We start from the raw sequence: 24,092 nt of genomic DNA on the forward strand, positions 1-24,092 counted from the left end.
CACTAGTACCATCGAGTCGTCACGCGGAACGAAGCGTGGATATCACCCCGGAGTCGGTCGAACGTCCACATCTCGACGACCGGAATAGGTAAATGGTTGTGGATAGATAACACCTCACACAACGAGGCAGGATGACGGCTATGGGGATGGTTACGACCGGTCGGGTGCTCGTACAGACGCCGCGAGTCCCCGGTGATGAGTGGGGGACACGGGTACAGATGTTCGACGAGATCTTTCTGGTGTTTCTGGTTCTCGGGACGCTCGTCGGGGTCGTCGTAATCGCCTACACGCTCTACAACGCCTACAAATACAGGGACCGAGACGAAGTCGAGGACGAGGACCGAATCGACCGGCCCACGCTCGGCGAACTCCCCACCGGGGCGGGCGGCGGTCGAAAGCTCTTCGTCTCGTTCGCGATCAGCGCGATCATCGTGATCGCCCTCATCGTTTGGACGTACGGGGCGCTGCTCTACGTCGAGGCGGGACCCACGGAGCAGGGGACCGACGAGAACCTCGACGTGACCGTCACCGGCTTTCAGTTCGGCTGGGAGTTCGAGTATCCGAACGGCTACACCCAGAACAACGAGCTCCGGGTTCCGGCCGATCGGGTCGTGACGCTCACCGTCACCTCCGATGACGTCTGGCACAACTTCGGCATTCCCGATCTGCGGGTGAAAGCGGACGCGATCCCCGGCCAAACCACCGAGACGTGGTTCGTCGCCGAGGAACCCGGCACCTACGAGGCCTGGTGTTTCGAGCTCTGTGGGATCGGCCATTCCGACATGGCCGCGGACGTGATCGTGATGGAACCGGCGGAGTTCGAGCAGTGGTACGAGGATCCGGAGGCGTACGAGCAATCGGAGGACAACGGCGAGGAAGCGAACGAGGAGGACGGTGAGAACGACGAAACCGCGGCACTCGAACCGAGACACGGATGACGGACGATCTCCCACCGACGACGTCCGCGAAACGCTGGCTGGTGACGACCAATCACAAGGACGTCGGCATACTCTATACGCTGACGGCCCTGTTCTTCCTGCTTCTCGGTGGCGTGCTCGCCCTGTTGATCCGAACGCAGCTGTGGACTCCCGGCCCGGCCCTCCTCTCCGGTGGGGCCTACAACGAGGCCGTTACCACTCACGGCCTGTTGATGGTGTTCTGGTTCCTCTCGCCGTTCGCCTTCGGCTTCGCGAACTACGTCGTCCCGCTCCAGATCGGCGCGAAGGATCTGGCGTTCCCCCGGCTCAACGCGCTGTCGTACTGGTTCTATCTCTTCTCCGGGCTGCTCATCGTGCTGTCCTTCTTCCAGGGGGGGACCTACGACGCGGGCTGGACGATGTACGCCCCGCTCAACATACCCGAGTACTCGCCGAACGTCGGCGGCACGACCGCCGTGCTCGGATTGATGCTCTTCGTCGCCTCGGTGACCATGGGGACGGTGAACTTCCTCGTGACGATCCACCGGGGGAAGGCGGAAGGGATGGGGCTCTGGAACCTGCCGCTGTTCACGTGGTCGATCCTCCTCACCGTCTGGATGATGCTCTTCGCGTTCGCGGCGCTGCTCGCCGCGCTCTTGCTCCTCGGCTCGGATCGGATCATCGGGACGCTGTATTTCACGGCCGAAACGTCGGGTGGATCGCTGTTGTGGGCGCATCTGTTCTGGTTCTTCGGGCATCCCGAGGTGTACATCGTCTTCTTCCCCGCGCTCGGGGTGATGTTCGAGACCTTCCAGACGTTCTGTGGTCGGCGGATCGTCGGACGGAAGTGGGTGATTCTGGCGATGATCCTCGTTGCACTACAGAGCTTCCTCGTCTGGATGCACCACATGTTCCTCACCGCGATCAGCCTGGAGACCAAGATCCTCTTCATGGCGACGACCATCGGAATCTCCCTTCCCTTCGACCTCATGGTCTTCGCGCTCATCTACACGCTGGTCAAGGGCCGGATCCGGTTCAAGACGCCGTTCCTGTTCTCCTTCGGCGCGCTGTTGCTGTTCATCCTCGGCGGCATCACGGGCGTGTTCCTCGGAGCCGTCGTCCTCGATTACGAGTTCAGGGGGACCTACTGGGTCGTCGCGCACTTCCACTACGTGATGTTCGGCGGCGCGACGGCGCTCTTCGGCGCGCTCTACTACTGGTACCCGAAGATGACCGGCAGAATGTACGACGAGTTCCTCGGAAAGCTCCACTTCGCGACCTTCTTCGTCGGGTTCAACCTGCTCTACTTCCCGCTGTTCGTCGCCTGGGAGACCCCTCGGCGGGTCTTCGAGTACAACGTCGAGTTCATCACGTGGCACCAGCTCGCGACGGTCGGCGGGTTCGTCGTCGCGGGGTCGTTCCTCATCATGTTCTACAACCTCTATACGAGCCTCTGGACCGGCGAACCGGCCGGGGACAACCCCTGGGAGTTCTCACGGACGGCGGAGTGGGCGATCCCCTCGCCACCCCCGCTCGAGAACTGGGACGGCCGAGTGAGCTACGCCGACGGCTCGCTGGCGTTCGTCGACGATCTCGGCGGGGGCTCCCGGGCCGCGGACGGCGGCGAGCGGGCCGCCGACGGCGGCAGCGCCACGGCCGCCGATGCCGCGAGCGCGTACGTGGTACGCGAGGAACACCACGAGGACCACGCGAGCGTCTGGCCGTTCGCGATCGGTCTCGCCGTCTTCGTCGTCCTGCTCGGTCTCTCGGGCTTCCACGCCGGGGAGCTACAGGGACCGCAGTACGCCGTCCTGCTCGGTCTCGGGCTGGTGCTCTCGGGGTACTCGTTGCTCGGGTTCGGCCTCCAGTCGTTTCACGCGCCGGAGGCCGCCATCGGCGCACGCTGGCCGTTCGAGGGCGTTCACAAGACCAAACTCGGCGTCTGGTTCTTCCTCGTTTCGGACATCGTCGTCTTCGGAGCCGTCATCGGAGCGTACGTCTTCATCCGTGCGGGAATCGGATGGACGGCGTGGGAGACCGTCCCGCCGGACGCGCTGCCCGGGCTCGTGAACACCATCGTTCTGCTCACGAGCAGCTTCACCGTCGTCCTCGCGCTCGTTTACGCTCAACGCGGAAGCAAACGGGGGCTGTTGGGTTCGCTGGCGGCGACGATACTCCTGGGATTCACGTTCCTCGGAATAAAGGCGTGGGAGTGGAGCTACGAGTTCTCCCACGGGATCTATCCCCAGACCGGTATCGAGGCGTCGGTGTACTTCGTCACGACCGGTCTTCACGGTCTGCACGTCGTGTTCGGACTCCTGATCGCGTTGTTCATGATCGCCAGAGTCTACACCGCCGACGCCTATCTCGACGAGGAGCGATCGGTCGAGATGTTCGGACTCTACTGGCACTTCGTCGACGTCGTCTGGGTGTTCCTCTTCCCGCTGTTCTATCTCATGTAGCACGATCTCGCGGACGGACGCCCGAAAGCGAACGCGGCGACAGCCGGATCAGTTCCACACTACCGCGTAGGTGTACGCGAACGTGAAGAAGAGCAGCGTGAGCGCGACGACCACCTTCGCGTGAAAGGTGAACAGGTCGTGTGATTCGGCGTCGTAGGCCTCCTCGTACGCTTCCCGTTCGGTCGGCGTACACGCTTCCGGGTGGTCCTCCCCGAGATGGAGCACGTACAGCTCCTCGCTCCGGAAGGGACGATCACAGTGGGGACAGCGCGCCGGCGGCTGCTCGCCGTCCGGGATTGCGAACTCGGGCTCGGTGATCGGCCGTGGCATCTCGCGTCACCGCTAGCTGTTACCGTTACCCACATATATCCACCGACCGTCACGCCGCAGAGGGGCTCGACCGTCGGTAGCGAGAGTAGCCAGAGGCGGGGCCGATCGCCACCCTCGGGAGTTCCCCACCGGACTCATCGACGGTGTTCCTCGAAAGAACGGGTCAGATACCCTCCCGAATCGACCACATATCGTGCGATAGAACGTCTCGGATCACCCGGGAAACGCGCTCACACGTCATGCTGCGGGATGCCGACGGTCGCATCGAGCGCATAGCCGAGGGTCGTCCCGTAGATCCAGTGGGAGACGAGCGAGACGACGACGAACACGCCGATCGTCAGGATCCCTCCGCCGGGCCAGAACGCGATGAGGAACCCGGTCCAGAAGATGGTCGCGAAGGCCGCCCCCCGGAGATACCGAGGTTTCTCGGGCGGGAGGAACGCCCCAACGACGAGAAAGAGCAGCGGCAGGACGGTGATTCCGCCGAGGAAGAACAGGAGGAGGCCGGTCGTCACCGATGGTTCGAAGCCGAGATACATGCCGAAGTGCGCGAACTCCACGATGGACTCCGGTCGGAACACGTCGAGCAGTATCGGAACCCCCCCGAGAAGGGGGAGCATCAACAACATTCCTACCAGCCCTCCGCCCATCGCTACACCGATAACGCGGAGCGTGATCGGGAGCCCGAACTCTTCTATACCCGGTTCCTCGGTCGTGGACGGACTGACTGAGTTCGATTCTTCGTTCATCGCCCTTCCTCTAGGTGTTGTAGCCCAAGCATGTTAAACGTTGACATCAATCACAGTATGATAGAGGTATCCAACGGGGCAGCACGATCCGAGGGACGAGAGCCGTACCGCGAAACCGCCACGCAATCTCCGTCCCCTGATCGCTCTCAGCGCAGGGCAGGTGGCTGACTCGACAACTCCGGTTCGTCAGTAGTAGCGACTACCGTTCGACCCGAAGCCGTCACTCGACGACGACGGCTCCTTTCATCCCGACCGAGAGGTGTGGTTCGCAGTGATAGAGGGCGATTCCTGCGTCGTCGAGCGTCTCCTCATAGGTCTCGCCCTCCTCGTCCACCGGGTCGCCGGACGAGAACTCGTAATCCGATTCGCCGATCTGGTCGTCCGGCGCGGCCACGACGTTGTGAGCGCCACCCTCGCCCGTCCATTCCCACCGGACGGTCGTTCCCGTAGAGACGGAGACGGCAGCAGGCTCGAACGCTATCCCGTCCTCGCCCGCTCCCACGTCAACCTGGACGGTGTCCTGCTCGCGCTGATTCACGATCGTCCCGTCGTAGTTCGGCGCTTCGCCCCCGACCTCCGTCTCGGTGAGCCACTCGTCCACTGCGGGGTAGTCCTCCCCCGAAAGCTCTTCATCCCCACCATCGTCACCGCCCTCGCTACATCCGGCAAGCCCCGCTGTCAGCGGTACTAGCCCTGCTAGCCAGAGGTACGTCCGTCTGGTCACCTCGAGACGAGACTGCATGGACGGGAGTTGTCCCTGTAAGGAAATAAAATCACATGACAGTTCGGGAAAGACGCCCCATGCGTCTACATCCCGTGTTTCAGTACGGTGGTCCTCTCGGCTGCCGAAGGATCCAACGGAGTTCGGTCCTCGTCGATCCGTGACCCCATACGCGTCTCACTCCCGCCACGCGATCGATTCGACCAGCCGTTCTCCGATTTGAGGGGGGATCGAGCACCCGAAACCGACCGGTTCGGAACCCCGCCTGAACGGGCGAAACTATAAGTGTGTGAAACGCTATCACTGTACAGTAATGGCCAGCGTGCGGTTCTACGCCGGGATCTACGTGCTGCTGATCGCGTTAGCGACCTCGAAAGTGATCTTCTTCGACTTCTTCGGCTACTGGGAAGCGATGGCGGCGACGATGATGGCGGCTGTTACGAAGACGCTCCTCATCGTGGGCTACTATCAGCACCTCCGCTTCGAACCACGGTCGCTTTCGTATCTCGTATCGATGGGGTTCTTCGCGGTGCTCCTCCTGACCGTTGCCGCGGCGTACTCGCTCTCGTGAACGAGCCGGCTCTAAGCACGTCATGAACGAAACGCAGACCGGCGATGGGACGTCCGTAACCGCCGAACCCCGTTCGACCCGGCGGCTGCAGTACGTCGCTGCCGGATTGGCCTACATGGTCGCCATCGTCCATCTGTTTCATCCGACGTTGGGAACGCCGGCGCTCGTCGCGTACGCCGCCGCCGGTACCCCGCTGATCGATCCACGACCCGTAGCGTTCGTCCTCTCGAGCGTGGCGATCATCGTGGGCGCGAATCTGATCCTTCTGGGCTCTCCTCGAAAGCCGATCTACGCGCTGGGGATGATACTCATGCTCGTCTACATCGGGGGGTACTTCGGCTGGCACGCCCTCGGCCACGGCGCCTGGTGGGGTGGACTGGAGCACGGCTGGTACGGTCATTCGATCGCCGAGATCCTGCTCGGTCCGGCTCACGTACGTGATGACCGCATCGCGCTCCTCTCGAAACTCGCCGAACTCGCACTGTTTTGCGTTCTCGCGCTGCTCTATCGCCGCGAGCCGTAACGTTCGAAACCGGGTCGCCAGTACAGCAGTCCGACCGCGAGGACGAACACGGCCGTCGAGACGTCGATGGAGAACGCATACACCGCGGCGGTCAGGGCCGAGGAACCGCCCGCCAGCCCTGCGACGAACGAGGCGATGACGGGAAACGTACAGCCGACACACGACGCGAGTCCGAGGAGTCCGGAGACGGCGGCCTCGGCCGCCTCGAGAACCGTCGCGTAGACGAGATAGGCGAGCGATCCGTAGCCGATGACGAGATAGGGAACGACGACCAGATACGCCGATGACGCGGTGTACGCGAGCGCGGGCCCCCACCCGGGCGAGGCCATCACCACGCGGAACCCCCCAGTCTGGTCGAGGCCGGACGGGGCGCGGACACCTACCAATCCCGCGATCGCAGCCAGCGCGATGAAGTACACGAGGGCGATGCCGGCGGCTACCCATCGGGAACGTCGGTCCGGGGCCGTCGGCGTCGTCCGTAGCACGCTCCAGCATCCGACGTTGATCCAGACGAAGGGGTAGAACGCGTAACGCAGGGTCGTCGGCTCCGCCGACGTGAACGCGAAGTAGCCGATGACGAGCAGCAGTTCGGCGACGACGACCCACAGCCAGAACGCGATCCCGGCGGCGGTCGACGTCGTGATTCTCGTCGAAACGCTCATGTCGGCGCCGCGTTCGGTCAGCTGACCACGAGGTTGACGACGATCGCTACGATGAACAACAGACCGAGAGCGATCGTTCCCTCGGCGATCCCCCACGCGCTCGAGCGTCCCTTGGACGTCGCGGTGAGATACGTACCGAGGAAGAGAAATCCGCTGATCACGAGCAACAACAGCCCTGCCACCACCAGGCCGGCGACCTCCCGGCTCTCGTCGGGAAGCGGACCACCACCGACGTAGAGGAGGGCGCCGACCGCGATACCGGCGGTGAGCAGGACGAACCCGAGGACCCACGCACTCGGATTCCGTGCCAGCCCATCGAGACCGGTGCCGAGGCTCCCCTCCCGATCGACGGTTTCGCCGTTCGCACCCGGAACCGGAGCCCGTTCACTGCGGGTCAGAGCGGTCGCGACCACTATCAGAAACAGACCCATCAGCAGGGTACTCGCGAGGTAGCTACCCTCCGCCATGGCACTTGATACCATCGAACGCTGGAACTATAAATCCTCGCGTACCGCGGATCCTACTCGTTCTCCGGGCTCGAGGGATGGTAGTCGGTGTCGTACTCGCCCGGGCGGTCGTCGACCCGATCCGGGTTGATCCGCCCGCCCAGAAGCATGAAGTCGACGAGCGTGAGCGCACACATCGCCTCCACGACGGGGACGCCCCTCGGCGGGAGAACGGGGTCGTGACGGCCGATCACCTGCACCCGTTTCTCCTCGCCGGTCTCCCAGTCGACCGTGGTCTGCTCCTTCGGGATCGAGGTCGGCGCGTGGAGCGTGACCTCGCCCGTGATCGGTTGACCAGTAGAAATCCCGCCCTGGATCCCGCCGTGATCGTTACCTACGGGGACGGGATCGCCCGCCTCGTCGAACTCCCAGTCCTCGTTTCGCTCCGATCCGGCGTACTCGCGGGCCCCGCGTCCGAGCCCGAACTCGAAGGCCGTCGTCGCGGGCACGCTCATCATCGCCTGGCCCAGCCGAGCGGAGAGGGAGTCGAATCGCGGGGCGCCCAGTCCCCTGGGCGCCCCCTGAATCTCGAACTCGATCGAGCCGCCGATCGAGTCGCCCTCGCCCTGGTAGCGCTCGATCAGCTCCTGCATCTCCTCGGCGACGGCGGGATCGCCACACCGGACGTCGTTCTCCTCGCTGTGCTCGACCATCTCCTCGAAGCTCACGCCCTCGGCGCGGACGTCGCCGATCTGGTTGACGTGGGCCTTGATCTCGATCCCTTCGAGCGAGAGCAGCTTCTTCGCGATCGCGCCCGCCGCCACCCAGTTCACCGTCTCGCGGGCCGAGGAACGCCCGCCGCCGCCCCAGTTCCGCGTGCCGAACTTCGCGGAGTAGGTGAAGTCGCCGTGGCTCGGCCGCGGCGCGGTGATGAAGGGCTCGTACTTGCCCGACTGAGCGTCCTTGTTCTGGATCACCATGCCGATCGGCGTCCCGGTGGTGTAGCCGTCCTGGATGCCGCTCTTGATCGAGACGGCGTCGGCCTCGCCGCGGCTGGTGGTGATCATCGACTGGCCCGGCTTCCTGCGGTCGAGGTCACCCTGAATGTCCTCCTCGTCGAGTTCGAGCCCCGCCGGGCAGCCTGAGACGGTACAGCCCATTGCCTCGCCGTGGCTCTCGCCGAACGTCGTCACCTGAAAGAGCCGGCCGAATCGGTTGCCGTTCATTGCCCCCGACTGGGAGCCGCTCCCATTTAGGGTTTGTAGTGTGACCGCGCGCTACCGTAGTGCCGCGAGGTTCGCCGCCGCGAACGGCGCCAGCATCTCGTCGGGGTGGAGTCCGCCGTGCATCCCGACGAAGTCGAGCTCGTGGCCGTCCCACCAGACGCCGCGCTCGCGCGGGACGCAGATCAGCTCGCCACAGCGCTCGTCGAAGTCGCCGATCGGCTCTGCGTCACCGAACAGCCGCCGATCGAGCGCCTCCGCTCGATCGAACACCCGCGCGTCGAGTTCGCGCTCGAGCACGTCGCGGACCGCCCGCTCCGCGCCCGACTGGACGTGAAAGCGGAGGTTTCGCGGCCCGCCGATCGGCGGGATCGGCTCGCCGCGACCGTCGGTCCGGAGTCGCTCGCGGATTCCGTCGATCGTCGAGAGGTCGAGGTTCGTCGTGGGATCGGTGTCGACGTGGCCGTGGTCCGCGGCGACGATCAGGAGCGTCCCCTCCGCTGCTTCGCCGTCGAGGCGGTCGATCAGCTCCGTTCGGAGTCGATCCGCGATCATCGAGAGCGTCGCCCCGTATGCCCGGGAGTCGGTGCCGGCGGCGTGGGCGGTCGCGTCGATCGCGGGCAGATACGCGTGGACGTACGTCCCTCCCTTCGCGGCCTCGAGCACGCGTCGAAGCTGGATCGCCATCCCCGCAACCGTTCGATATGGATGGGGCTCGATGCCCGCTCCGAGCAGCGCCGAGTCCTGCGGGTCGAGGATCCCTTCGGGTTGGACGAGATGGACGTCGATGCCGCGGGCCGCCGCCCGCTCGTAGAGCGACGTCTGCGGGAAGAGCACCCCTCGGCTCGCCCCGTCGATCGTCTCCTCGACCGGCCTGCCGTCGACGGTTGCGAACGGCAGCGTCTGGACGACGGCGTCGAGCGCCTCGACGTACTGGTACCAGCCCAACACCCCGTGTTCGACCGGGAGCAGACCGGTAGTGAACGTCGTCATCGCCGCCGCCGTCTCCGAGGGGTAGGTGGAGGTCAGCGGGGTCACCCGCCCGCGTTCGGTCAGCGTGGCGAGAAACGGGTGGTCGCGGTGGTGGCGTTTCCACTGCTCGTAGCCGAAACCGTCGATCAGGACGACGAGCACGCGCTCGACGTCCGCGTCGACCCCTTTCAGGACGTCGTCAGGGAGCCGACGACCGAGCGACTCGCCGAGGACCGAGAAGGCCGTCCCCTGGACGTTCGTGAAGCAGTAGTCGTCATACGCGGGGAACAGGTACGCCCCCTCCGATCGCGTCTCGCGCAACCGGCGTGCTACCGAGTCACGCAGCATCCGTGGTAGTGGGAGGAGCAGGCGTAAATCGATGTCGGTGGTCCCGACGCCCACGTTCCCGCGGTCTCACTCGCGGACGACGTCCGCGCCGAGGTCGTAGAGAACCTCGAAGAAGCCGGGGAAGGAGACGTCGACGTGCTCGGCGCCCCGGACCGTCGTTGCCCCCTCGGCGACCAGCCCCGCGACCGAGAGTGCCATCACGATCCGGTGGTCCTTGTGGCCCGCGACGGCCGTTCCCGACAGTTCGGAGGCGGCGCCGTCGACGACGAGCTCGTCGGTATACTCCTCGACGACCGCACCGAGCGCGTCGAGCTCCTTGGCCATCGCGCTCACCCGATCGGTCTCCTTGTACCGGACGTGCTCGCAGTTGGTGATCCGCGTCTCGCCGTCCGCGGCCGCACCCAGGGTCGCGATCGTCGGGAGGAGGTCGGGGGTGTCGCCGACGTCGACCTCGACGCCCGAGAGGGCGGATCGTTCGACCTCGATGCGGCCGTTCTCGCGATCCCATTCCACCTCGCCGCCCATTCGTTCGACGACGTCGACGATGGCGGCGTCACCCTGCGCGCTGGGGTACGCCCCGCGGATCGTCAGCCCCTCGTCGGCGGCGAGGACGCCCGCCGCCAGCAGGTAGGAGATCGAGGAGAAGTCGCCGGGGACGTGGTACTCGCCCTCGGCGGGCTCGTAGGACTGCCCGCCCGCGACCGAGAACCCCTCGGCGCCGGCCGAGCGGACGCCGTTCTCGCCGTCGGTTCCCACCGGTTCGGCCCGGACCCCGAACGCCTCGAGGAGTTCGAGCGTGACGTCGACGTACGGCGCGGACTTGAGCTCGGTCTCGAGGTCGATCTCGATCCCCTCCTCGGTGACGGCGCCGGCCATCAACAGCGCGGAGACGTACTGCGAGGAGACGTCGCCGGGGATCGACACCTCGCCGCCCTGGATCGGCCCGCCGATTACGAGCGGCGCCTGGCCGTTCCCGCGGGTGCTCTCGGCGCGTCCTTCCAACTGCTCGATCGCGTCCAGCAGGGGTCCCTGCGGGCGCGAGCGAAGCGACCGATCGCCCGTCAGCACCGTGATGCCGTCCGCGAGCGCCGCGGTGGCGCTCACCAGGCGCATCGTCGTTCCGCTGTTGGCGCAGTCGATCACGTCCGTTGGCACGCCGGGGTGTCCGGAGAAGCCGTCGACGGCGAGGTGCTCCTCCTTCTCGCCCACGTCGCCCCCGAACGCCTCGACGGCGCGCATCGTCGCACGCGTGTCTGCGCTTTTCAGCGGATCGTGAACGATCGCGCCGCCGGCGTAGCCCGCCGCGAGGATCGCTCGATGGGTGTAGCTCTTCGACGGCGGAGCCTGGGCGACCCCGCCGACCGAGGAGCGCGTGATGGTGGCGTCCATGCGCGGGGCGAGAACGTCACGGAGTATCACGCTATCGATGGCTGCGAGCCGGGCGTCGATCGACCGGGGCCCACTCGTGGTCCGTTTTACCGACGTGCGGAAGGGCTGCTCGACGGGTCGAAACCTCCAACGTTCTGTGGGTGCGTTCTACCGACGTGGACGACGATCCCCGACGGATTCGATCGATCGCCGTCAGTGCCGAGGACGCCGTCTCGGCCTACGAGGCGAGCGAGCGAAGCGCGGTCTCCCCCGTTCTACGGATCACCCCGCCCTTCGCGGGGCGGATGCGCGCCCGCCTACACGTCCCCGGCCCCGACGAACCGTCGAGCGAACCCGTCCCGATCCACGTCGAACCCGCGGAGTTGTTCGATCACGATCTCCTGCCCACGTACCCGGAACCCGGCGATACGGAGACGGAGATCCGTACCGACCCTGACCTCGAGTACTCGACTGAACTCCACCACGACCGTCACGTCGAGCGCGTCGAGGAGTGGCGGGTGCGGGCAAGGGAGGCGTTCGCAGAGCGCGTCGAGATCAGGACGTCTCACGGAAGCCACGAGGTCGAGCTGAAAGTGCTCGGCGCGTAACTACAGTAGTCTGCCCGACGTCAGTGGGCGTGTTCCGACGGCTCCCGGATCGACTCCGGTACGCGAGCGGCCACTGCGGTTCCTCGGCGTCGAGATCGGGAGCCGAACGCTGATACCGGGCGACGTCGGCTACCGCCTCATGGACGAGACGCCGCTCTCGACGCGACTGGTGGCCTCACTGCTCGGCGTCCACGGCCGGTTCGGACCCACACCGGATTTCCGGTGGACGATCCGGAACGATCGGACGTTTCGGGCCTCGGTTCGGCGAATCCCCGAGAGGGAGTTCGACCGCCCGGTCCTCGGTCACGGTTCGATGATCGAGATCGACGGCCGGAAGACGGTCCTCGATGGCTTCGAGCAGGTGCTATGAACGTCTGAGCCGAACGTTCATTACTTCACGAAGCCTATATCGGAGGATGAGCGCGATCGAACTCGAGGGGCTGACGAAGCGCTACGGCGACGGCGGAAGCCTCCGACTCCCTGGCCGCCGGACGGGATCCGGCGAGGTCGTCGGCATCGACGACCTCTCCTTCACGGTAGCGGAGGGCGAGGTGTTCGGCTTTCTCGGCCCGAACGGTGCGGGCAAGACGACGACGATCCGCACGCTGCTAGGGCTGCTCTCGCCGACGTCGGGTACGGCGACGGTTCTGGGAGCGGACGTCCTCGACGAGGCCGCGCTGGTCGAGGCGAAACGGCGGATCGGCTATCTGCCCGCGGATCTGGGCTTCGACGAGGGGGTGACCGGCGAGCGGGTGCTCGCCCTCCACGCAGCGATCAAGGGCGGGAGCCGCCGCGAGGAGCTCTTAGAACTCTTTGCGCCGCCGCTCGAGCGGCCGATTCGCGAGTACTCGACGGGCAACGAGCGGATGCTCGGCATCGTCCAGGCGTTCATGCACGATCCGGACCTGGTGATCATGGACGAGCCGACCTCGGGGCTCGACCCGCTGAAACAGGAGCGGTTCCACGAGTTTCTGCGCGAGGAGCGCGAGCGCGGCACCACGGTGTTCTTCTCCTCGCACGTGCTGAGCGAGGTCCGGCAGGTCTGCGACCGAGTGGGCATCCTCCGCGAGGGCCGACTCGTCGCGCTCGAGGACGTCGAGACGCTGCTCGCCCGCGGCGGTAAGCGCGTCCGGGTCCGCCTCGCAGAACCGGTCGACCCCGAGGCGTTCGCGACCGACGGCACCATCGACGTACGCCGGGTCGGCGACTCGCTCTCCTTTACGTACGCCGGGGAGTACAACGCGCTGCTCTCCCACCTCGCGGACTACGACGTCGTGGACGTCGAGATCGGTGAGCCCCCGCTGGAGGACGTCTTCATGCACTACTACGGCGAGGGTGACGGACCCGCTCCGGAGACGAGGACGAACTCGGAAGCGGAGACGGAGGTCGCCGATGCTTGAGATCGTCCGGTACGAGGCCGAGAAACGGATCAAGGGGACGCTCGCGTTGGCGATCGGTCTCGGCGTGCTCGCGGTGTTCTTCGTGGCCTTCTTCCCGTCGCTCGAGGCCTCCGGCATCGACTTCGACGCGTACGTCGAGGCGTACCCGCCGGCGGTCCAGGAGGCGTTCGGGATCTCCTCGCTCGACACGATCGAGGGCTTTCTCGCCGTCGAGGTCTACCAGTTCCTCTGGCTGTTGCTCCTGGGGCTCTACTTCGCCTACAGCGCGGGCGGGCTGATCGCCGGCGACGTCGAGCGCGATCGGATGGACCTCACGCTCTCGCTTCCGATCTCGCGCTCGCGCGTCCTCGCGGAGAAGTTCGCCTCGGTGCTGGTGCCGATCCTCGCGCTGAACGCCGTCGTGCCGGTGGTCGTCTACGCCGTCGTCCTCGCCATCGGCCAGTCGATCGACGTGGCGGATCTCGCGGTGGTTCACCTCCTCTCGATCCCGTATCTGCTGGTCTGTGGGGCGATCGGGCTCGTCCTCTCGACGCTGGTCGACCGGGCCGACGTCGCCAAACGCATCGCCATCGCCGCGGTGTTCGTCCTCTACCTGATCGAGTCGATCGCCGCGAGCACCGACGGTCTCGAGTGGATCGGCTACGTGAGTCCCACCCACTACTACGACCCGACGGCGATCCTCGTCGAGGGAAGCTACGACCTGACCGGCGCGGCGATCCTGCTCGGCGCGACCGTGCTATTGGTGCTCGTGGCGCGCTACCGGTTCCAACGGGCGGACGTCGGCGCATGACCGCGTTCGACGACCGCGAGCGAGCGCGGATCCGCGAGGCACTGATCGAGTCCGGCCGCGAGCGCTTCGCGCGATACGGGCTGCGCAAGACGACGATCGCCGACCTGACCGAGCCGGTAGGAATCGCGACGGGAACGTTCTACCGCTTCTTCGACTCGAAGGAGGCGCTGTTCTGGACGGTCCTGGAGGGCGAGCGCGAGGACGTCCTCGAGCGATACGAGGCCGCGGTCGCGGCGGCCGACGGTCCGCGGGAGGAGATCGTCGCCCTCCTGACGGCGATCTGTGACGAGATCGAGGCGAACCCCCTCACCCGCGCGGTGCTCGCCGACGGGGAGATCGATCGGCTGATCCGTGGCATGTCCGACGAGGAGCTCGCCGAGGGCCACCGCCGGAGCGTCGAGTACCTGTTGTCGTACGTCGAGTCGTGGCAGGAGGCCGGCGCCGTCATCGAGGCAGATCCCGAGGTCGTCGCCGGCGTCCTTCGAGCGGTAACATTCGTCACCCTCCATCGGGACGAACTCGGCCCGGGGTACCCGGCGGTCCGCGCGACGCTGATCGAACGACTGGCGATCGGACTTACGGCGACGGAGGAGTGAGGAGGCGGAGGGAAGGGTCTACTACCCTGTGGGCACACGACCGGACATGGAACCGGATCTCTCCGAACTCGACGCGTTTCTCGATGAGAACGGCGCCGACGGCTACCTGATCGAGGCCGACTCGACCGACTCCGATCAGCTGTACCTCTCGGGGTTCGACGCGCCCGATTCGTTCGTCACCCTTCACATGGACGAGACGCACTTGCTCGTCTCGGGGCTGGAGTACGGCCGGGCTCGATCGGAGAGCCGCGCAGAGACGGTCTCGCGCTACGCCGACTACGGCTACCGCGAGAAGGTCGAGGAGTACGGACCCATCGGCGCGAAACCGCGACTGATCGCCGAGTTCCTCGCCGACCACGACGCCGGACGGGTCGTCGTCCCCGCACGGTTCCCCCTCGCGCTCGCCGACGGCCTGCGCGAACTCGACGTCGGCGTCTCGGCCGAGACCGACGACGTGCTGACGGGGATCCGTGCGGTGAAGACCGACGAGGAGATCGACTCCATTCGCGAGGCTCAGCGCGCCAACGAGGAGGCGATGCATACCGCCGAGACGCTCCTCGAGGAGGCGAGCGTCGAGGAGGGCGTCCTCCAGCACGGGGGCGAACCCCTGACGAGCGAGCGCGTTCGACGCGAGATCGAGATCGCGCTGCTCCGTCTCGACTGTGCCCTCGACGAGACGATCGTCTCCTGTGGTGCCGACGCCGCCGACCCCCACGACCGCGGCAGCGGCCCGCTTCACACCGACGAGACGATCGTGATCGACGTCTTCCCCCGGAGCAAGGAGACGAACTACCACGCCGACATGACCCGGACGTTCGTCGTCGGCGAGCCGAGCGAGACGGCACGCGAGTGGTACGATCTCACGGCCGAGGCGAAGGAGGCCGCCCTCGAGGCGATCGAGCCCGGCGTCACCGGCGCGGAGGTCCACGCCGCGGCCTGCGAGGTGTACGAGGAGGCGGGTCTGCCGACGCTGCGAAACGACGAATCGACGGAGACGGGGTTCATCCACTCGACGGGTCACGGCATCGGCCTCGACGTCCACGAGCTACCCCGTCTGAGCGAGAGCGGCGGCGAACTCGAACCGGGTCACGTCGTCACCGTCGAACCCGGCCTCTACGACCCCGAGGTCGGCGGCGTGCGGATCGAGGACCTCGTCGTCGTTCGCGAGGACGGCTACGAGAACCTCACCGACTACCCCGAGGAGTTCGTGATCAACTGAACCACCTGTTTTCGACGATCGTCGTATAGGGGTTTATGGATCGTCGAATCGAAGGGGCGGATATGAACTGTCCGAACTGCGAGAGCCGACTGGCGAACGTCCAGGGCTACGAGACCTGTCCCGACTGCGGGTACGTTCAGCCGCTCGACCGTCGGATCCGGACCCCGACTGCGTAGACGGAGGAGCGAACGCCTTTTGACGCCGACGGCCGACCGTCCGCCAATGGACGCGCTGATCGTCGGTGCGGGAACGATGGGACGCTGGTTCGCGGGGGTGATCGACGGAGCCGGGACGACGCTCGCGTTCGCCGACCTCGATTCCGAGGCCGCTCGTGCGGCGGCCGAGGCCCACGGTGGCCGAGCGGTTTCGCCCGACACCGACGACGGGTTCGATCTGGTCTGTCTGGCGGTGCCGATCCCCGCGGTCGAGGACGCGATCGAGCGCTACGAACCGATAGCGATGTCGGCGATCGTCGACTGCAGCGGCGTCATGTCGACGCCGGTCACCGCGATGGCCGAACACGCCCCCGACCGCGAGCGGGCGAGCCTCCACCCGCTGTTCGCCCCCGAGAACGCCCCCGGAAACGTCGCGATCGTCGAGGAGGGCGGACCCCTCGTCGAGCGCCTGCGCGAACGGCTCGAGGAACGGGGCAACGTGCTCGTCGAGACCACCCCCGAAGAGCACGACCGCGCGATGGAGACGATCCAGACGAAGACCCACGCCGCGATCCTCGCGTACGCGCTCGCCGCGGAGGAGGTCCCGACGGGGTTCGAGACGCCGATCTCCGCCGGACTCGGTGACCTCGTCGATCGCGTCACCGACGGCAACCCCCACGTCTACGCCGACATCCAGGAGACGTTCGCGGGCGCGGAGGCTGTCGCCGACGCGGCCACTCGGATCGCCGAGGCCGATCGCGAGGCGTTCGAGGCGCTCTATCGAGAGGCCGGACGGTGAACGAGAGCCAGCGGAGAGCGATCCTCGACTCGGCGAAGTACCTCCGGAACGTCCGGCCGCTCGACCCCGAGGAGCTCTCGGAGTACGTCGAGGGCGGCGCCCACCCGGCGGTCGTCCGGCAGGTACTCCGCGAGCACGTCGTCGAGCTCCGGCTCCGAGAGCGCGAGGACGGCACGTTCGTCCCCGCGCCCGAGGAGCCGATCGCGCCGGCCTTCGACGGGGTCCGGACGGTTCCAAAGGAGCATCTGGACCGGCTCGAAGCGCTGCTCGTCGAGCGCTTCGGCCCCGACTGGGCCGACGACGAGACCGGCGACGACCTCCGGGCGGAGATCCGCAGGCTCAAGGAGCGCTACTACCGCCAGCACCCCGTCGAGTACGACTACGAGGCGGCGCTCGGCTACGCGCTCTATCACCTGTCCGCCTACTACGCCGCGACCCAGTACCTGCTCGACGAACTCGCCTCGGCGGGACTGCTCTCCTCGCCGCTTCGCGTCCTCGACGTGGGCGCCGGCGTCGGCGGACCTGCACTCGGGTTGTTCGATTACGTCGGGAGCGAGGGCGCGCTCGTCGAGTACCACGCCGTCGAACCGAGCGCGGCCGCCGACGTACTCGAGACCTTCCTCGAAGGCATCGATCGGAACGTCGACGCGACGATCCACCGAACGACCGCCGAGGCGTTCGAGCCCGAGGGCGAGTACGACCTGCTGGTGTTCGCGAACGTCCTCGTGGAGCTCTCCGAACCCATTGAGGTACTCCGACGGTATCTCTCCTACCTCGCACCCGACGGTTCACTGATCGCGCTCTCGCCGGCGGATAAGAACACCAGCACCAACCTCCGACGGGTCGAGCGCGCGGTGGTCGACGGCCGGACGTCGAACGGGAGGGACGAGGACGGCTACACCGCCTACGCGCCGGAGCTCCGACTGTGGCCGGGCGAGGCCCCTACCGATCGGGGATGGTCGTTCGACCGAAAGCCGGACCTCGAGGTACCCGCCCTCCAGCGCCGGCTCGACGAGGGGGCGCGCGCCGCACACGGCGACGGAACCGCGAACGGCGCGCAGGCGAACGAGCGCGACCCCGCGACCGGCGAGTTCGTCAACCGGGACGTGCAGTACTCCTACTCGATCCTCCGGAGGGACGGCCGCCGGCGCGCCGAGGTCGAGCCCAGTCCCGAGCGGTTCGCGAAGCTCGCCGACACCGAGTCCCACGTTGGCGACCGGATCGACTGCGTGACGGTCAAGCTCAGCCGCTCGCTCTCCGAGGGCGGAAACAACCCCCTGTTCAGGGTGAGCGACGGCAGCCAGTCGACCGATCACTACGCCGTCCTCACTCGTGAAACGTCGCTCAACCGGACGCTTCTCGACGCCGACTACGGCGCCGTGCTCGTCCTCGAGGGGGCGTTAGCGCTCTGGAACGCGGACGAAGGGGCGTACAACCTCGTGGTCGACGAGGAGACGGTCGTCGACCGCATCGGATAACACGGTTTTTTGCGCCTCCCCGTCCAGGCGAGCGCATGGGACTCGAGGTGCTTCTCACCAACGACGACGGGATCGACAGTCCGGGGTTTCGAGCGCTGTACGACGCGCTCTGCGACGTGGCCGAGGTGACCGCCGTCGCGCCCGCGAACGATCAGAGCGCGGTCGGGCGCGCGATGTCCGACGAAGTGACCGTCGAGGAACACGACCTGGGCTACGCGATCGCGGGAACGCCCGCCGACTGCGTGGTGGCGGGCCTCGAGGCGCTCGGGCCCTATCCCGATCTCGTGATCGCCGGCTGCAACACGGGCGCGAACCTCGGGGCGTACGTCCTCGGACGCTCGGGGACGGTGAGCGCCGCCGTCGAGGCCGCCTTCTGCGGGATCCCGTCGATGGCCGTCTCGCTCTATCTCCCGGAGGACGAGTGGCCCCGCGAGACCGACGCGGAGGACTACGTCGAGGCCTGCCGCGCAACCCGGTATCTCGTCGAGAACGCGATCGACTCCGGCGTCTTCAAGCAGGCGGAGTATCTCAACGTCAACGCCCCGCTCCCGGACGAGGACGGGAATCCCGCCTCGATGGCGATCACCCACCCATCGACCGTCTACGAGATGGGCGCGACCTACGAGGAGGGCTCGATCACGCTCCACGACCGCTCGTGGGACGCGATGGCCAGCGGCAACATCGCCGACCCCGAGGGGACGGACCGCCGGGCGCTCGTCGAGGGGAAGGTGAGCGTCTCGCCGCTCACCGCACCCCACACGACCGAGCACCACGACGCCCTCGACGCGCTCGCGGAGTCGTACGACTCCGACTGAGCTCCCACGGAATCAGACCTTCGGATATCCGTGAATCTCGCGATGCCCTCTGCTGGCGTTTAGCTCGACGATGAACCGCAGTGTCGATCGGGACGACTGGCAGACGGACGGGAACGACCACAGGACTCGGACGGGAGACGGCGAGACGCCGGAACTCGATCTCGATCCCGGTCTCGAAACGCTGATGGCCTTCGTCCTGTTCGTTCTCGTGGCGTTCGTTCTGCTCGCCGTGGACGCGAGCGTCTCCCTCCGATCGTCCCGGCGAGTCCCGTTCCGTTCATGCCCCGTGAAAGGGTGCCGACCGATATGAGTCGGCTCGTCACCCTCGCATCGAGCCCCCAGCTACGCGCGACGCATCGGCACGGAACCGAACGAACGGGGTCGGACATCGTTCGGCTACTCCGCGGCAGCTACGTCGACAGCGCCGGGAGGCCGGCTTCGATCTCGTCGCGTCGGTCCTCCAGCCACTCCGGAAGGACCAGCCGTTCCCCGAGCGCGTCGAGCTCCTCGTCGACCGTGTAGCCCGGCTCCTTCGTCGCGAACTCGAAGAGGACGCCGCCCGGCGTCCGGACGTAGACCGACTTGAACCACTTCCGGTCGATGACCTCCGTCGGTCTGAGCCCCTGCTCGATCAGGACGTCGCGCCACTCCGATTGGGTCTCCTCGGTCACCTGAAACGCCACGTGGTGGACGGTGCCGGCGCCGGGCTGCCCGGGAGGACCCTGCGGACGCTCGACGAGGTCGACGACGGAGCCCAGGTCGCCGTCGGCCTCGTAGCGCCGGCGGTCGCGTTCGCTTCCGGTCCGGTCGTAGCCCATCGTCTTCAGGAGGTTCGCCGTGGGATCGGCGGACGTGAGCGAGAGCGTCACGCCGAAGAACCCCCGGATCGCGTGCTCCGCGGGGACCGGTCCCTTCGGCGGGTTTCCTTCGGGCGCGTCCGAACGCGCCACGAGTTCCAGCGGGAGTCCGTCCGGATCGCGGAGCGGGACGACCGCGTCGCCGAAGCGTTCCCGGGGCTCGTCGTGATCGACGCCTTCCTCGGCGAGCCGGTCGGTCCAGTAGTCGACCGAGCCGTCGGGGATCAGGAACTGGGTGGTGGCGACCTGGCCCGTCCCCACCCGCCCGGGGCGAGCACCGGCGTACGGGAAGAACGTCATGCTGGTTCCGGGCGAGCCCTCGTGGTCGGCGTAGAACAGGTGGTAGACCGAGACGTCGTCCTGGTTCACGCTCCGCTTGACCAGGCGGAGCCCGAGCGTCTCGGTGTAGAACGCGAGGTTTCGTCCGGGATCGCTTCCGATGGCCGTGACGTGGTGGATTCCGGGAATGGCCGCGGGCATGCCGATACGTACGCGGCTGATCCTGAATAACCCCGCGGTCGAGATCCAGTTAGACTCGAAGACTGATACTCCGCCGAGGTCTCCGATTCGAGCCGGCAAGCGGGTGCGAGACGAGTACGACACACCCGGCGCGATGGTAGAGCTATACGTCGAAGACCCCTCGTTTCGCGTGATGCCCGACAACCGGTTCTACGTCGTCGACGTGTTCGCGCGGGAGAAGTACGCCGGGAACCAGCTCGCTGTCGTCCTCGGCGCCTCCTCGCTCACCATGGAGGAGATGCAGCGGATCACCCGCGAGACCAACTTCTCCGAGGCGGCGTTCGTCGAGTCCGAGGGGATACGGGGGGACGGATACGACGTTCGGATCTTCGACCCGATCGAGGAGCTCCCGTTCGCCGGCCACCCGACGCTCGGCACCGCGTTCGTGATCCGGGAACACCTCCGCGAGGACCGACCCGACGAGATACCGCTCGATCTGGGCGTCGGACGGATTCCCGTCCGGGTCGAACGCGACGAGGCGGGAAACGAACGCTTCTGGATGCGCCAGATCCCGCCCTCGTTCGAGGAGACGTTCGACCGATCGCTCGTCGCCCGCGTCCTCGGCCTCGACGAGGAGGACGTCGACGGGCGGTATCCCGTCCGGTTCGTCTCGACCGGCCTCCCGACCGTCGTCGTCCCGCTTCGAACCCTCGAGGCCGTTCGGCGAGCGGAGACGAACCTCGAGCCCTACTACGAGGAACTCGTCGAGCCGTACGGTAACCTGAACCTCCTGGTGTTCGCGCCCGAGACCTACGAGGGAAACGACCTGAACGCACGGGTGTTCGCGGACTGCGCCGGCGTTCCCGAGGATCCGGCGACGGGCTCCTCGAACGGCTGTCTGGCCGCCTACCTCGTCGAACACGACTACTTCGGCGCCGACGAAATCGACGTGCGAGTGGAGCAGGGATACGAGATGGACCGTCCGTCGCTGCTCGGCTTGCGAGCGACGAGGACGGCCGACGGGATCGAGGTCCACGTTGGCGGACGGGTGATCCCGACGATGGAGGGGCGGCTCGTCTAACACTATCACGGGGCGACCGGAACGGCGTCCTCGGACGCCGTATTCGACCGGACCGGGGGCTCGATCGGTACGGCTCGTTTTTGTCCGGGCGGAGCATACCGTCACCCATGTCAATGGAGGAGTCTCCGATGCCGACCGGATTCGCGGACACGTTCTGGCGTCGCCACTCCAACCCGAAGAGCGGCTGGAGTCGAGCCCTGACGCTGCCCGCCGTTCTCTACGCGGTCTACCACCGGAACTGGCAGTTCCTGGCCGCCGCCGTCGTGTTCGTGGTCCTCAATCCGCTGTTGTTCCCTCCGCCGGAGACCGAGGACGCGTGGATGACTCGGGTCGTGCTCGCGGAGCGGTGGTGGACCGGCGAGATGGGGCGGGGAGTCCTCAACCTCTCCTATCCGAAGGTGCTCAACGTCCCCACGTCGGCGTACGCGCTGCTGTCGGCCTACCGCCGACGACCGATCCGAACGGTCCTGGCCGGCGGGGCCTCGATGGCGCTGAAGTTCTGGTTCGTCGGCACACTCGTCAGGCGCTACTATCGACGGACGCCGGGGAGTTCGGAGGAGAACGGCTCGGGATGACGCGACGAGACGCGCTCACCGGCTCCCGCGCTGCTGGGCCGACGATCGCTGGAGTAGTCCACGGTTCGGCCCGATCGTGAGTCCGGCATATCGTTCGTGGTGCGTTCACTTCCTACGTAGCCGTCGTCGGCAGCGTGGTGAACGGGTGGACGGCGACCGACGCCTACGTCCCGGCACGGTGTTGCCGAGGTCGGGCATGACGATCGGCCTTGACCGACCGTCCGATCCGACTCGAGCTATCACTTTCGCGATGAGGGAGATGACGACGGTACCCGCTCCATTGGCACCCAGGTGCCGGAGGAACCGTCTCTGGCTTACCAACTGATCCGAAACGTGATCTCGTTATTGTCGTCTCTCTCTCGGAGGTTTCTCCGTTGGACGACGAAGCCACATCAATCGCCATCACTCATACATCTCGTCGGATAGTGGCCTTATCCCGTGATGCGTCCAACGCCGGTGATTTCAAATCTTGCACCACCGGAAGCTCCCTCACCTACGAAGATTTTCCAACCATGAGCCTCGACGATCTGTTTGACGATCGGTAGTCCGAAACCCGTTCCGTCGGAGGTGGTCGAATAACCGCTTTTGAATACTTCTTCACGTTCGTCTTCAGGAATTCCCGGTCCGTCGTCTTCGATGAAGAATCCCCTCTCGTCTTCGAGTGCCCCTACGGTGATCGTCACATCGTCGTTGCCGTGTTCGATGGCGTTTCGGAACAGGTTCTCGAAGACCTGTGCTAAGCGACTCTCGTCGGCCTGAACGGCGAGGTCGGTGTTAGTGCGCAACGACGCGTGGCGGGTTTCGACGGTTGACCAACACTTTTCGACGAACGCGGGTATCCGAACTGGCTCAGTCTTTCCAACGGCCTCCCCTTCGCGAGCGAGCGTAAGCAGATCTTCGATGAGCTGTTCCATGCGGTAAAGCGCGTGGTCGGCGTGAACCAGATGCTCGGTGTCACACTCCTCACTGGCGAGTTCCAGCCGTCCCATCGCTACGGTCAGTGGAGTTCGGAGATCGTGAGATACGAGGCTGGCAAACTGTTCGAGACGGTCGCGTTCCCGCGTGAGTTCTCGTTCGCGTTCGTGGAGCCTCCACTCGCGCTTGATCTGGCTGAGAACCTGCGTTACTGTAACCGCCCAGATCTCCGCCAGAGTTACGTCGGTCTCGTCAAACGCGTGGACCTCCGTCGCGCCGATATTGAGCACTCCATGTGGGCCCAGCGGCAAAATCATCTCACTTCGGATGGGCGTTTCGAGGTTATATCGTCCCGGGGTCTTCGAAAGCTCATCGAAGACGTACGTGGTGTCCTCGGCGAACGCCTGCCATGAGAGACTCTCCTCGCTACGGTACGTCGGATGGTCACCAACGAGCGTTTCGGCTTCTTCCGTCGCGGCAGCTGGTTCCAAGACGTGGCGGTCCGGAGCGTAGAGCCAGAGACCACCTATCGGCATTTCGAGTACCTCTTTGAGGGTCGTGACGGCGAAGGTGACTGCCTCTTCTTGCGACTCGATCTGCAGTAATTCTTGAGCGGCGCCGTGAAGGGCTTCGAGCCGTTCACTCTTCTCGCGTACCATCAGTTCCGCTAGCTTTCGGCCCGTAATGTTCAAGTGCTCCATCACGATATACCGATCGCCACCGTGCTCGAGGAGCTTCGCGGACATCCGAAACCAGCGTCGTTCATCGGGGGAGTGACAGGGATATTCTACGGTGAACCGTGACTGCTCTCCCGCCAAAAGCGCTCGTAAGCCGTCAAATGCCCGTCGAGCGTGTTCGTCGTCAGCACCCTCCGTGATCTCGAGATAGTTCTCCCCTAACGAGGCCGCACTTTCTCCGACGAGGCCATTCTCGCGTCCGAAATCTCGCCACTGTCGATTCGTAAAGAGAATCGTCCCGTCAGAATCCAAAAGAGCGATCTCAGAGGGAAGGGCCTCGATCGTCTCCCTCCAGAGCCTCTCAGGCAGGTCCATA

The 24,092-nt window shown here is 66.0% G+C and carries 25 protein-coding genes; 15 read left to right on the plus strand and 10 right to left on the minus strand.

All coding sequences use genetic code 11. The features are described 5' to 3' along the window. Nucleotides 1-146 precede the first annotated feature (146 nt). Both coxB and V0Z78_RS09990 read left to right on the plus strand, forming a co-directional pair. Entirely contained in the window at nucleotides 147-938 is a 792-nt protein-coding gene (coxB, locus tag V0Z78_RS09985; RefSeq protein WP_409338736.1) for a cytochrome c oxidase subunit II, read from the plus strand. Next, complete coding sequence (locus tag V0Z78_RS09990; RefSeq protein WP_336344483.1) at nucleotides 935-3,379, plus strand: cbb3-type cytochrome c oxidase subunit I; 2,445 nt, start codon at nucleotides 935-937, stop codon at nucleotides 3,377-3,379. Before coxB ends, V0Z78_RS09990 begins: the two co-directional genes overlap by 4 nt. 48 nt (nucleotides 3,380-3,427) lie before the next feature. On the opposite strand, the gene V0Z78_RS09995 is transcribed toward V0Z78_RS09990, so the two are convergent. The 3 genes from V0Z78_RS09995 to V0Z78_RS10005 all read right to left on the minus strand — a co-directional run bounded on the left by V0Z78_RS09995 (nucleotide 3,428) and on the right by V0Z78_RS10005 (nucleotide 5,200). Beyond that, nucleotides 3,428-3,709 (minus strand): DUF7410 domain-containing protein, encoded by a 282-nt coding sequence (locus V0Z78_RS09995; RefSeq protein ID WP_336344484.1) that lies wholly within the window; start codon nucleotides 3,707-3,709, stop codon nucleotides 3,428-3,430. Nucleotides 3,710-3,939: 230 nt separating this feature from the next. Next, on the minus strand, nucleotides 3,940-4,458 hold the full coding sequence (locus V0Z78_RS10000; RefSeq protein WP_336344485.1) for a DUF6789 family protein: 519 nt from the start codon (nucleotides 4,456-4,458) through the stop codon (nucleotides 3,940-3,942). A gap of 220 nt (nucleotides 4,459-4,678) precedes the next feature. Then, nucleotides 4,679-5,200, minus strand: a complete 522-nt coding sequence (locus V0Z78_RS10005; protein ID WP_336344486.1) for a halocyanin domain-containing protein — start codon at nucleotides 5,198-5,200, stop codon at nucleotides 4,679-4,681. Between the two features lie 292 nt (nucleotides 5,201-5,492). Between V0Z78_RS10005 and V0Z78_RS10010 the strand changes: the two genes are divergently transcribed. Continuing rightward, nucleotides 5,493-5,750, plus strand: a complete 258-nt coding sequence (locus V0Z78_RS10010) for a cytochrome C oxidase subunit IV family protein (protein WP_336344487.1) — start codon at nucleotides 5,493-5,495, stop codon at nucleotides 5,748-5,750. 22 nt (nucleotides 5,751-5,772) lie between these two features. Beyond that, nucleotides 5,773-6,273, plus strand: coding sequence for a hypothetical protein (locus V0Z78_RS10015; RefSeq protein WP_336344488.1), 501 nt, complete (start codon nucleotides 5,773-5,775; stop codon nucleotides 6,271-6,273). Here the strand turns inward: V0Z78_RS10015 and V0Z78_RS10020 are convergent. From V0Z78_RS10020 to aroA, 5 genes are all read right to left on the minus strand, one after another. Beyond that, the gene (locus tag V0Z78_RS10020) at nucleotides 6,255-6,935 is read right to left on the minus strand and encodes a DUF7546 family protein (RefSeq protein ID WP_336344489.1); all 681 of its coding nucleotides are present in this window, start codon (nucleotides 6,933-6,935) and stop codon (nucleotides 6,255-6,257) included. The two genes, V0Z78_RS10015 and V0Z78_RS10020, sit on opposite strands and share 19 nt — an antisense overlap. 17 nt (nucleotides 6,936-6,952) lie before the next feature. Then, nucleotides 6,953-7,402: a hypothetical protein gene (locus V0Z78_RS10025; RefSeq protein ID WP_336344490.1), complete on the minus strand. Its 450-nt coding sequence runs from the start codon at nucleotides 7,400-7,402 to the stop codon at nucleotides 6,953-6,955. Between the two features lie 53 nt (nucleotides 7,403-7,455). Continuing rightward, entirely contained in the window at nucleotides 7,456-8,607 is a 1,152-nt protein-coding gene (gene aroC, locus V0Z78_RS10030; RefSeq protein ID WP_336344491.1) for a chorismate synthase, read from the minus strand. 51 nt (nucleotides 8,608-8,658) lie between these two features. Then, nucleotides 8,659-9,924 carry an alkaline phosphatase family protein gene (locus V0Z78_RS10035; RefSeq protein WP_336344492.1) on the minus strand — a complete coding sequence of 422 codons (1,266 nt, stop codon included), beginning with the start codon at nucleotides 9,922-9,924 and terminating at the stop codon, nucleotides 8,659-8,661. A gap of 66 nt (nucleotides 9,925-9,990) precedes the next feature. Further along, nucleotides 9,991-11,313 (minus strand): 3-phosphoshikimate 1-carboxyvinyltransferase, encoded by a 1,323-nt coding sequence (gene aroA, locus V0Z78_RS10040; RefSeq protein WP_336344493.1) that lies wholly within the window; start codon nucleotides 11,311-11,313, stop codon nucleotides 9,991-9,993. A gap of 155 nt (nucleotides 11,314-11,468) precedes the next feature. On the opposite strand from aroA, the gene V0Z78_RS10045 reads away from it, so the two are divergent. The 9 genes from V0Z78_RS10045 to surE all read left to right on the plus strand — a co-directional run bounded on the left by V0Z78_RS10045 (nucleotide 11,469) and on the right by surE (nucleotide 19,152). Further along, entirely contained in the window at nucleotides 11,469-11,900 is a 432-nt protein-coding gene (locus V0Z78_RS10045) for a hypothetical protein (protein WP_336344494.1), read from the plus strand. A 139-nt stretch (nucleotides 11,901-12,039) separates the two neighbouring features. Next, on the plus strand, nucleotides 12,040-12,270 hold the full coding sequence (locus V0Z78_RS10050) for a hypothetical protein (protein ID WP_336344495.1): 231 nt from the start codon (nucleotides 12,040-12,042) through the stop codon (nucleotides 12,268-12,270). Nucleotides 12,271-12,316: 46 nt separating this feature from the next. Then, the gene (locus V0Z78_RS10055; RefSeq protein ID WP_336344496.1) at nucleotides 12,317-13,300 is read left to right on the plus strand and encodes an ABC transporter ATP-binding protein; all 984 of its coding nucleotides are present in this window, start codon (nucleotides 12,317-12,319) and stop codon (nucleotides 13,298-13,300) included. Then, a complete protein-coding gene (locus V0Z78_RS10060; protein ID WP_336344497.1) occupies nucleotides 13,293-14,090 on the plus strand; it encodes an ABC transporter permease subunit in 798 nt (265 codons plus the stop codon). Before V0Z78_RS10055 ends, V0Z78_RS10060 begins: the two co-directional genes overlap by 8 nt. Beyond that, nucleotides 14,087-14,686, plus strand: a complete 600-nt coding sequence (locus V0Z78_RS10065) for a TetR/AcrR family transcriptional regulator (protein ID WP_336344498.1) — start codon at nucleotides 14,087-14,089, stop codon at nucleotides 14,684-14,686. Before V0Z78_RS10060 ends, V0Z78_RS10065 begins: the two co-directional genes overlap by 4 nt. Before the next feature lie 46 nt (nucleotides 14,687-14,732). Then, on the plus strand, nucleotides 14,733-15,905 hold the full coding sequence (locus V0Z78_RS10070) for a M24 family metallopeptidase (protein WP_336344499.1): 1,173 nt from the start codon (nucleotides 14,733-14,735) through the stop codon (nucleotides 15,903-15,905). A 222-nt stretch (nucleotides 15,906-16,127) separates the two neighbouring features. After that, the gene (locus V0Z78_RS10075) at nucleotides 16,128-16,859 is read left to right on the plus strand and encodes a prephenate dehydrogenase dimerization domain-containing protein (protein ID WP_336344500.1); all 732 of its coding nucleotides are present in this window, start codon (nucleotides 16,128-16,130) and stop codon (nucleotides 16,857-16,859) included. After that, on the plus strand, nucleotides 16,856-18,337 hold the full coding sequence (locus tag V0Z78_RS10080) for a small ribosomal subunit Rsm22 family protein (protein WP_336344501.1): 1,482 nt from the start codon (nucleotides 16,856-16,858) through the stop codon (nucleotides 18,335-18,337). Before V0Z78_RS10075 ends, V0Z78_RS10080 begins: the two co-directional genes overlap by 4 nt. Nucleotides 18,338-18,372: 35 nt before the next feature. Beyond that, nucleotides 18,373-19,152 (plus strand): 5'/3'-nucleotidase SurE, encoded by a 780-nt coding sequence (gene surE / locus V0Z78_RS10085; RefSeq protein ID WP_336344502.1) that lies wholly within the window; start codon nucleotides 18,373-18,375, stop codon nucleotides 19,150-19,152. A gap of 410 nt (nucleotides 19,153-19,562) precedes the next feature. On the opposite strand, the gene V0Z78_RS10090 is transcribed toward surE, so the two are convergent. Beyond that, a complete protein-coding gene (locus V0Z78_RS10090; RefSeq protein WP_336344503.1) occupies nucleotides 19,563-20,489 on the minus strand; it encodes a ring-cleaving dioxygenase in 927 nt (308 codons plus the stop codon). A 172-nt stretch (nucleotides 20,490-20,661) separates the two neighbouring features. Between V0Z78_RS10090 and V0Z78_RS10095 the strand changes: the two genes are divergently transcribed. Together V0Z78_RS10095 and V0Z78_RS10100 are read left to right on the plus strand one after the other, a co-directional pair. Further along, a complete protein-coding gene (locus V0Z78_RS10095; RefSeq protein ID WP_336344504.1) occupies nucleotides 20,662-21,549 on the plus strand; it encodes a PhzF family phenazine biosynthesis protein in 888 nt (295 codons plus the stop codon). Nucleotides 21,550-21,656: 107 nt separating this feature from the next. Further along, entirely contained in the window at nucleotides 21,657-22,124 is a 468-nt protein-coding gene (locus tag V0Z78_RS10100; RefSeq protein WP_336344505.1) for a DUF6653 family protein, read from the plus strand. 431 nt (nucleotides 22,125-22,555) lie between these two features. Here the strand turns inward: V0Z78_RS10100 and V0Z78_RS10105 are convergent, their stop codons facing one another. Beyond that, the gene (locus V0Z78_RS10105; protein WP_336344506.1) at nucleotides 22,556-24,091 is read right to left on the minus strand and encodes a sensor histidine kinase; all 1,536 of its coding nucleotides are present in this window, start codon (nucleotides 24,089-24,091) and stop codon (nucleotides 22,556-22,558) included. Between the last annotated feature and the right edge of the window lies 1 nt (nucleotide 24,092).

It is taken from the genome of Halalkalicoccus sp. CG83 (assembly GCF_037081715.1).
GTDB classification, from domain to species: Archaea; Halobacteriota; Halobacteria; order Halobacteriales; family Halalkalicoccaceae; genus Halalkalicoccus; species Halalkalicoccus ordinarius.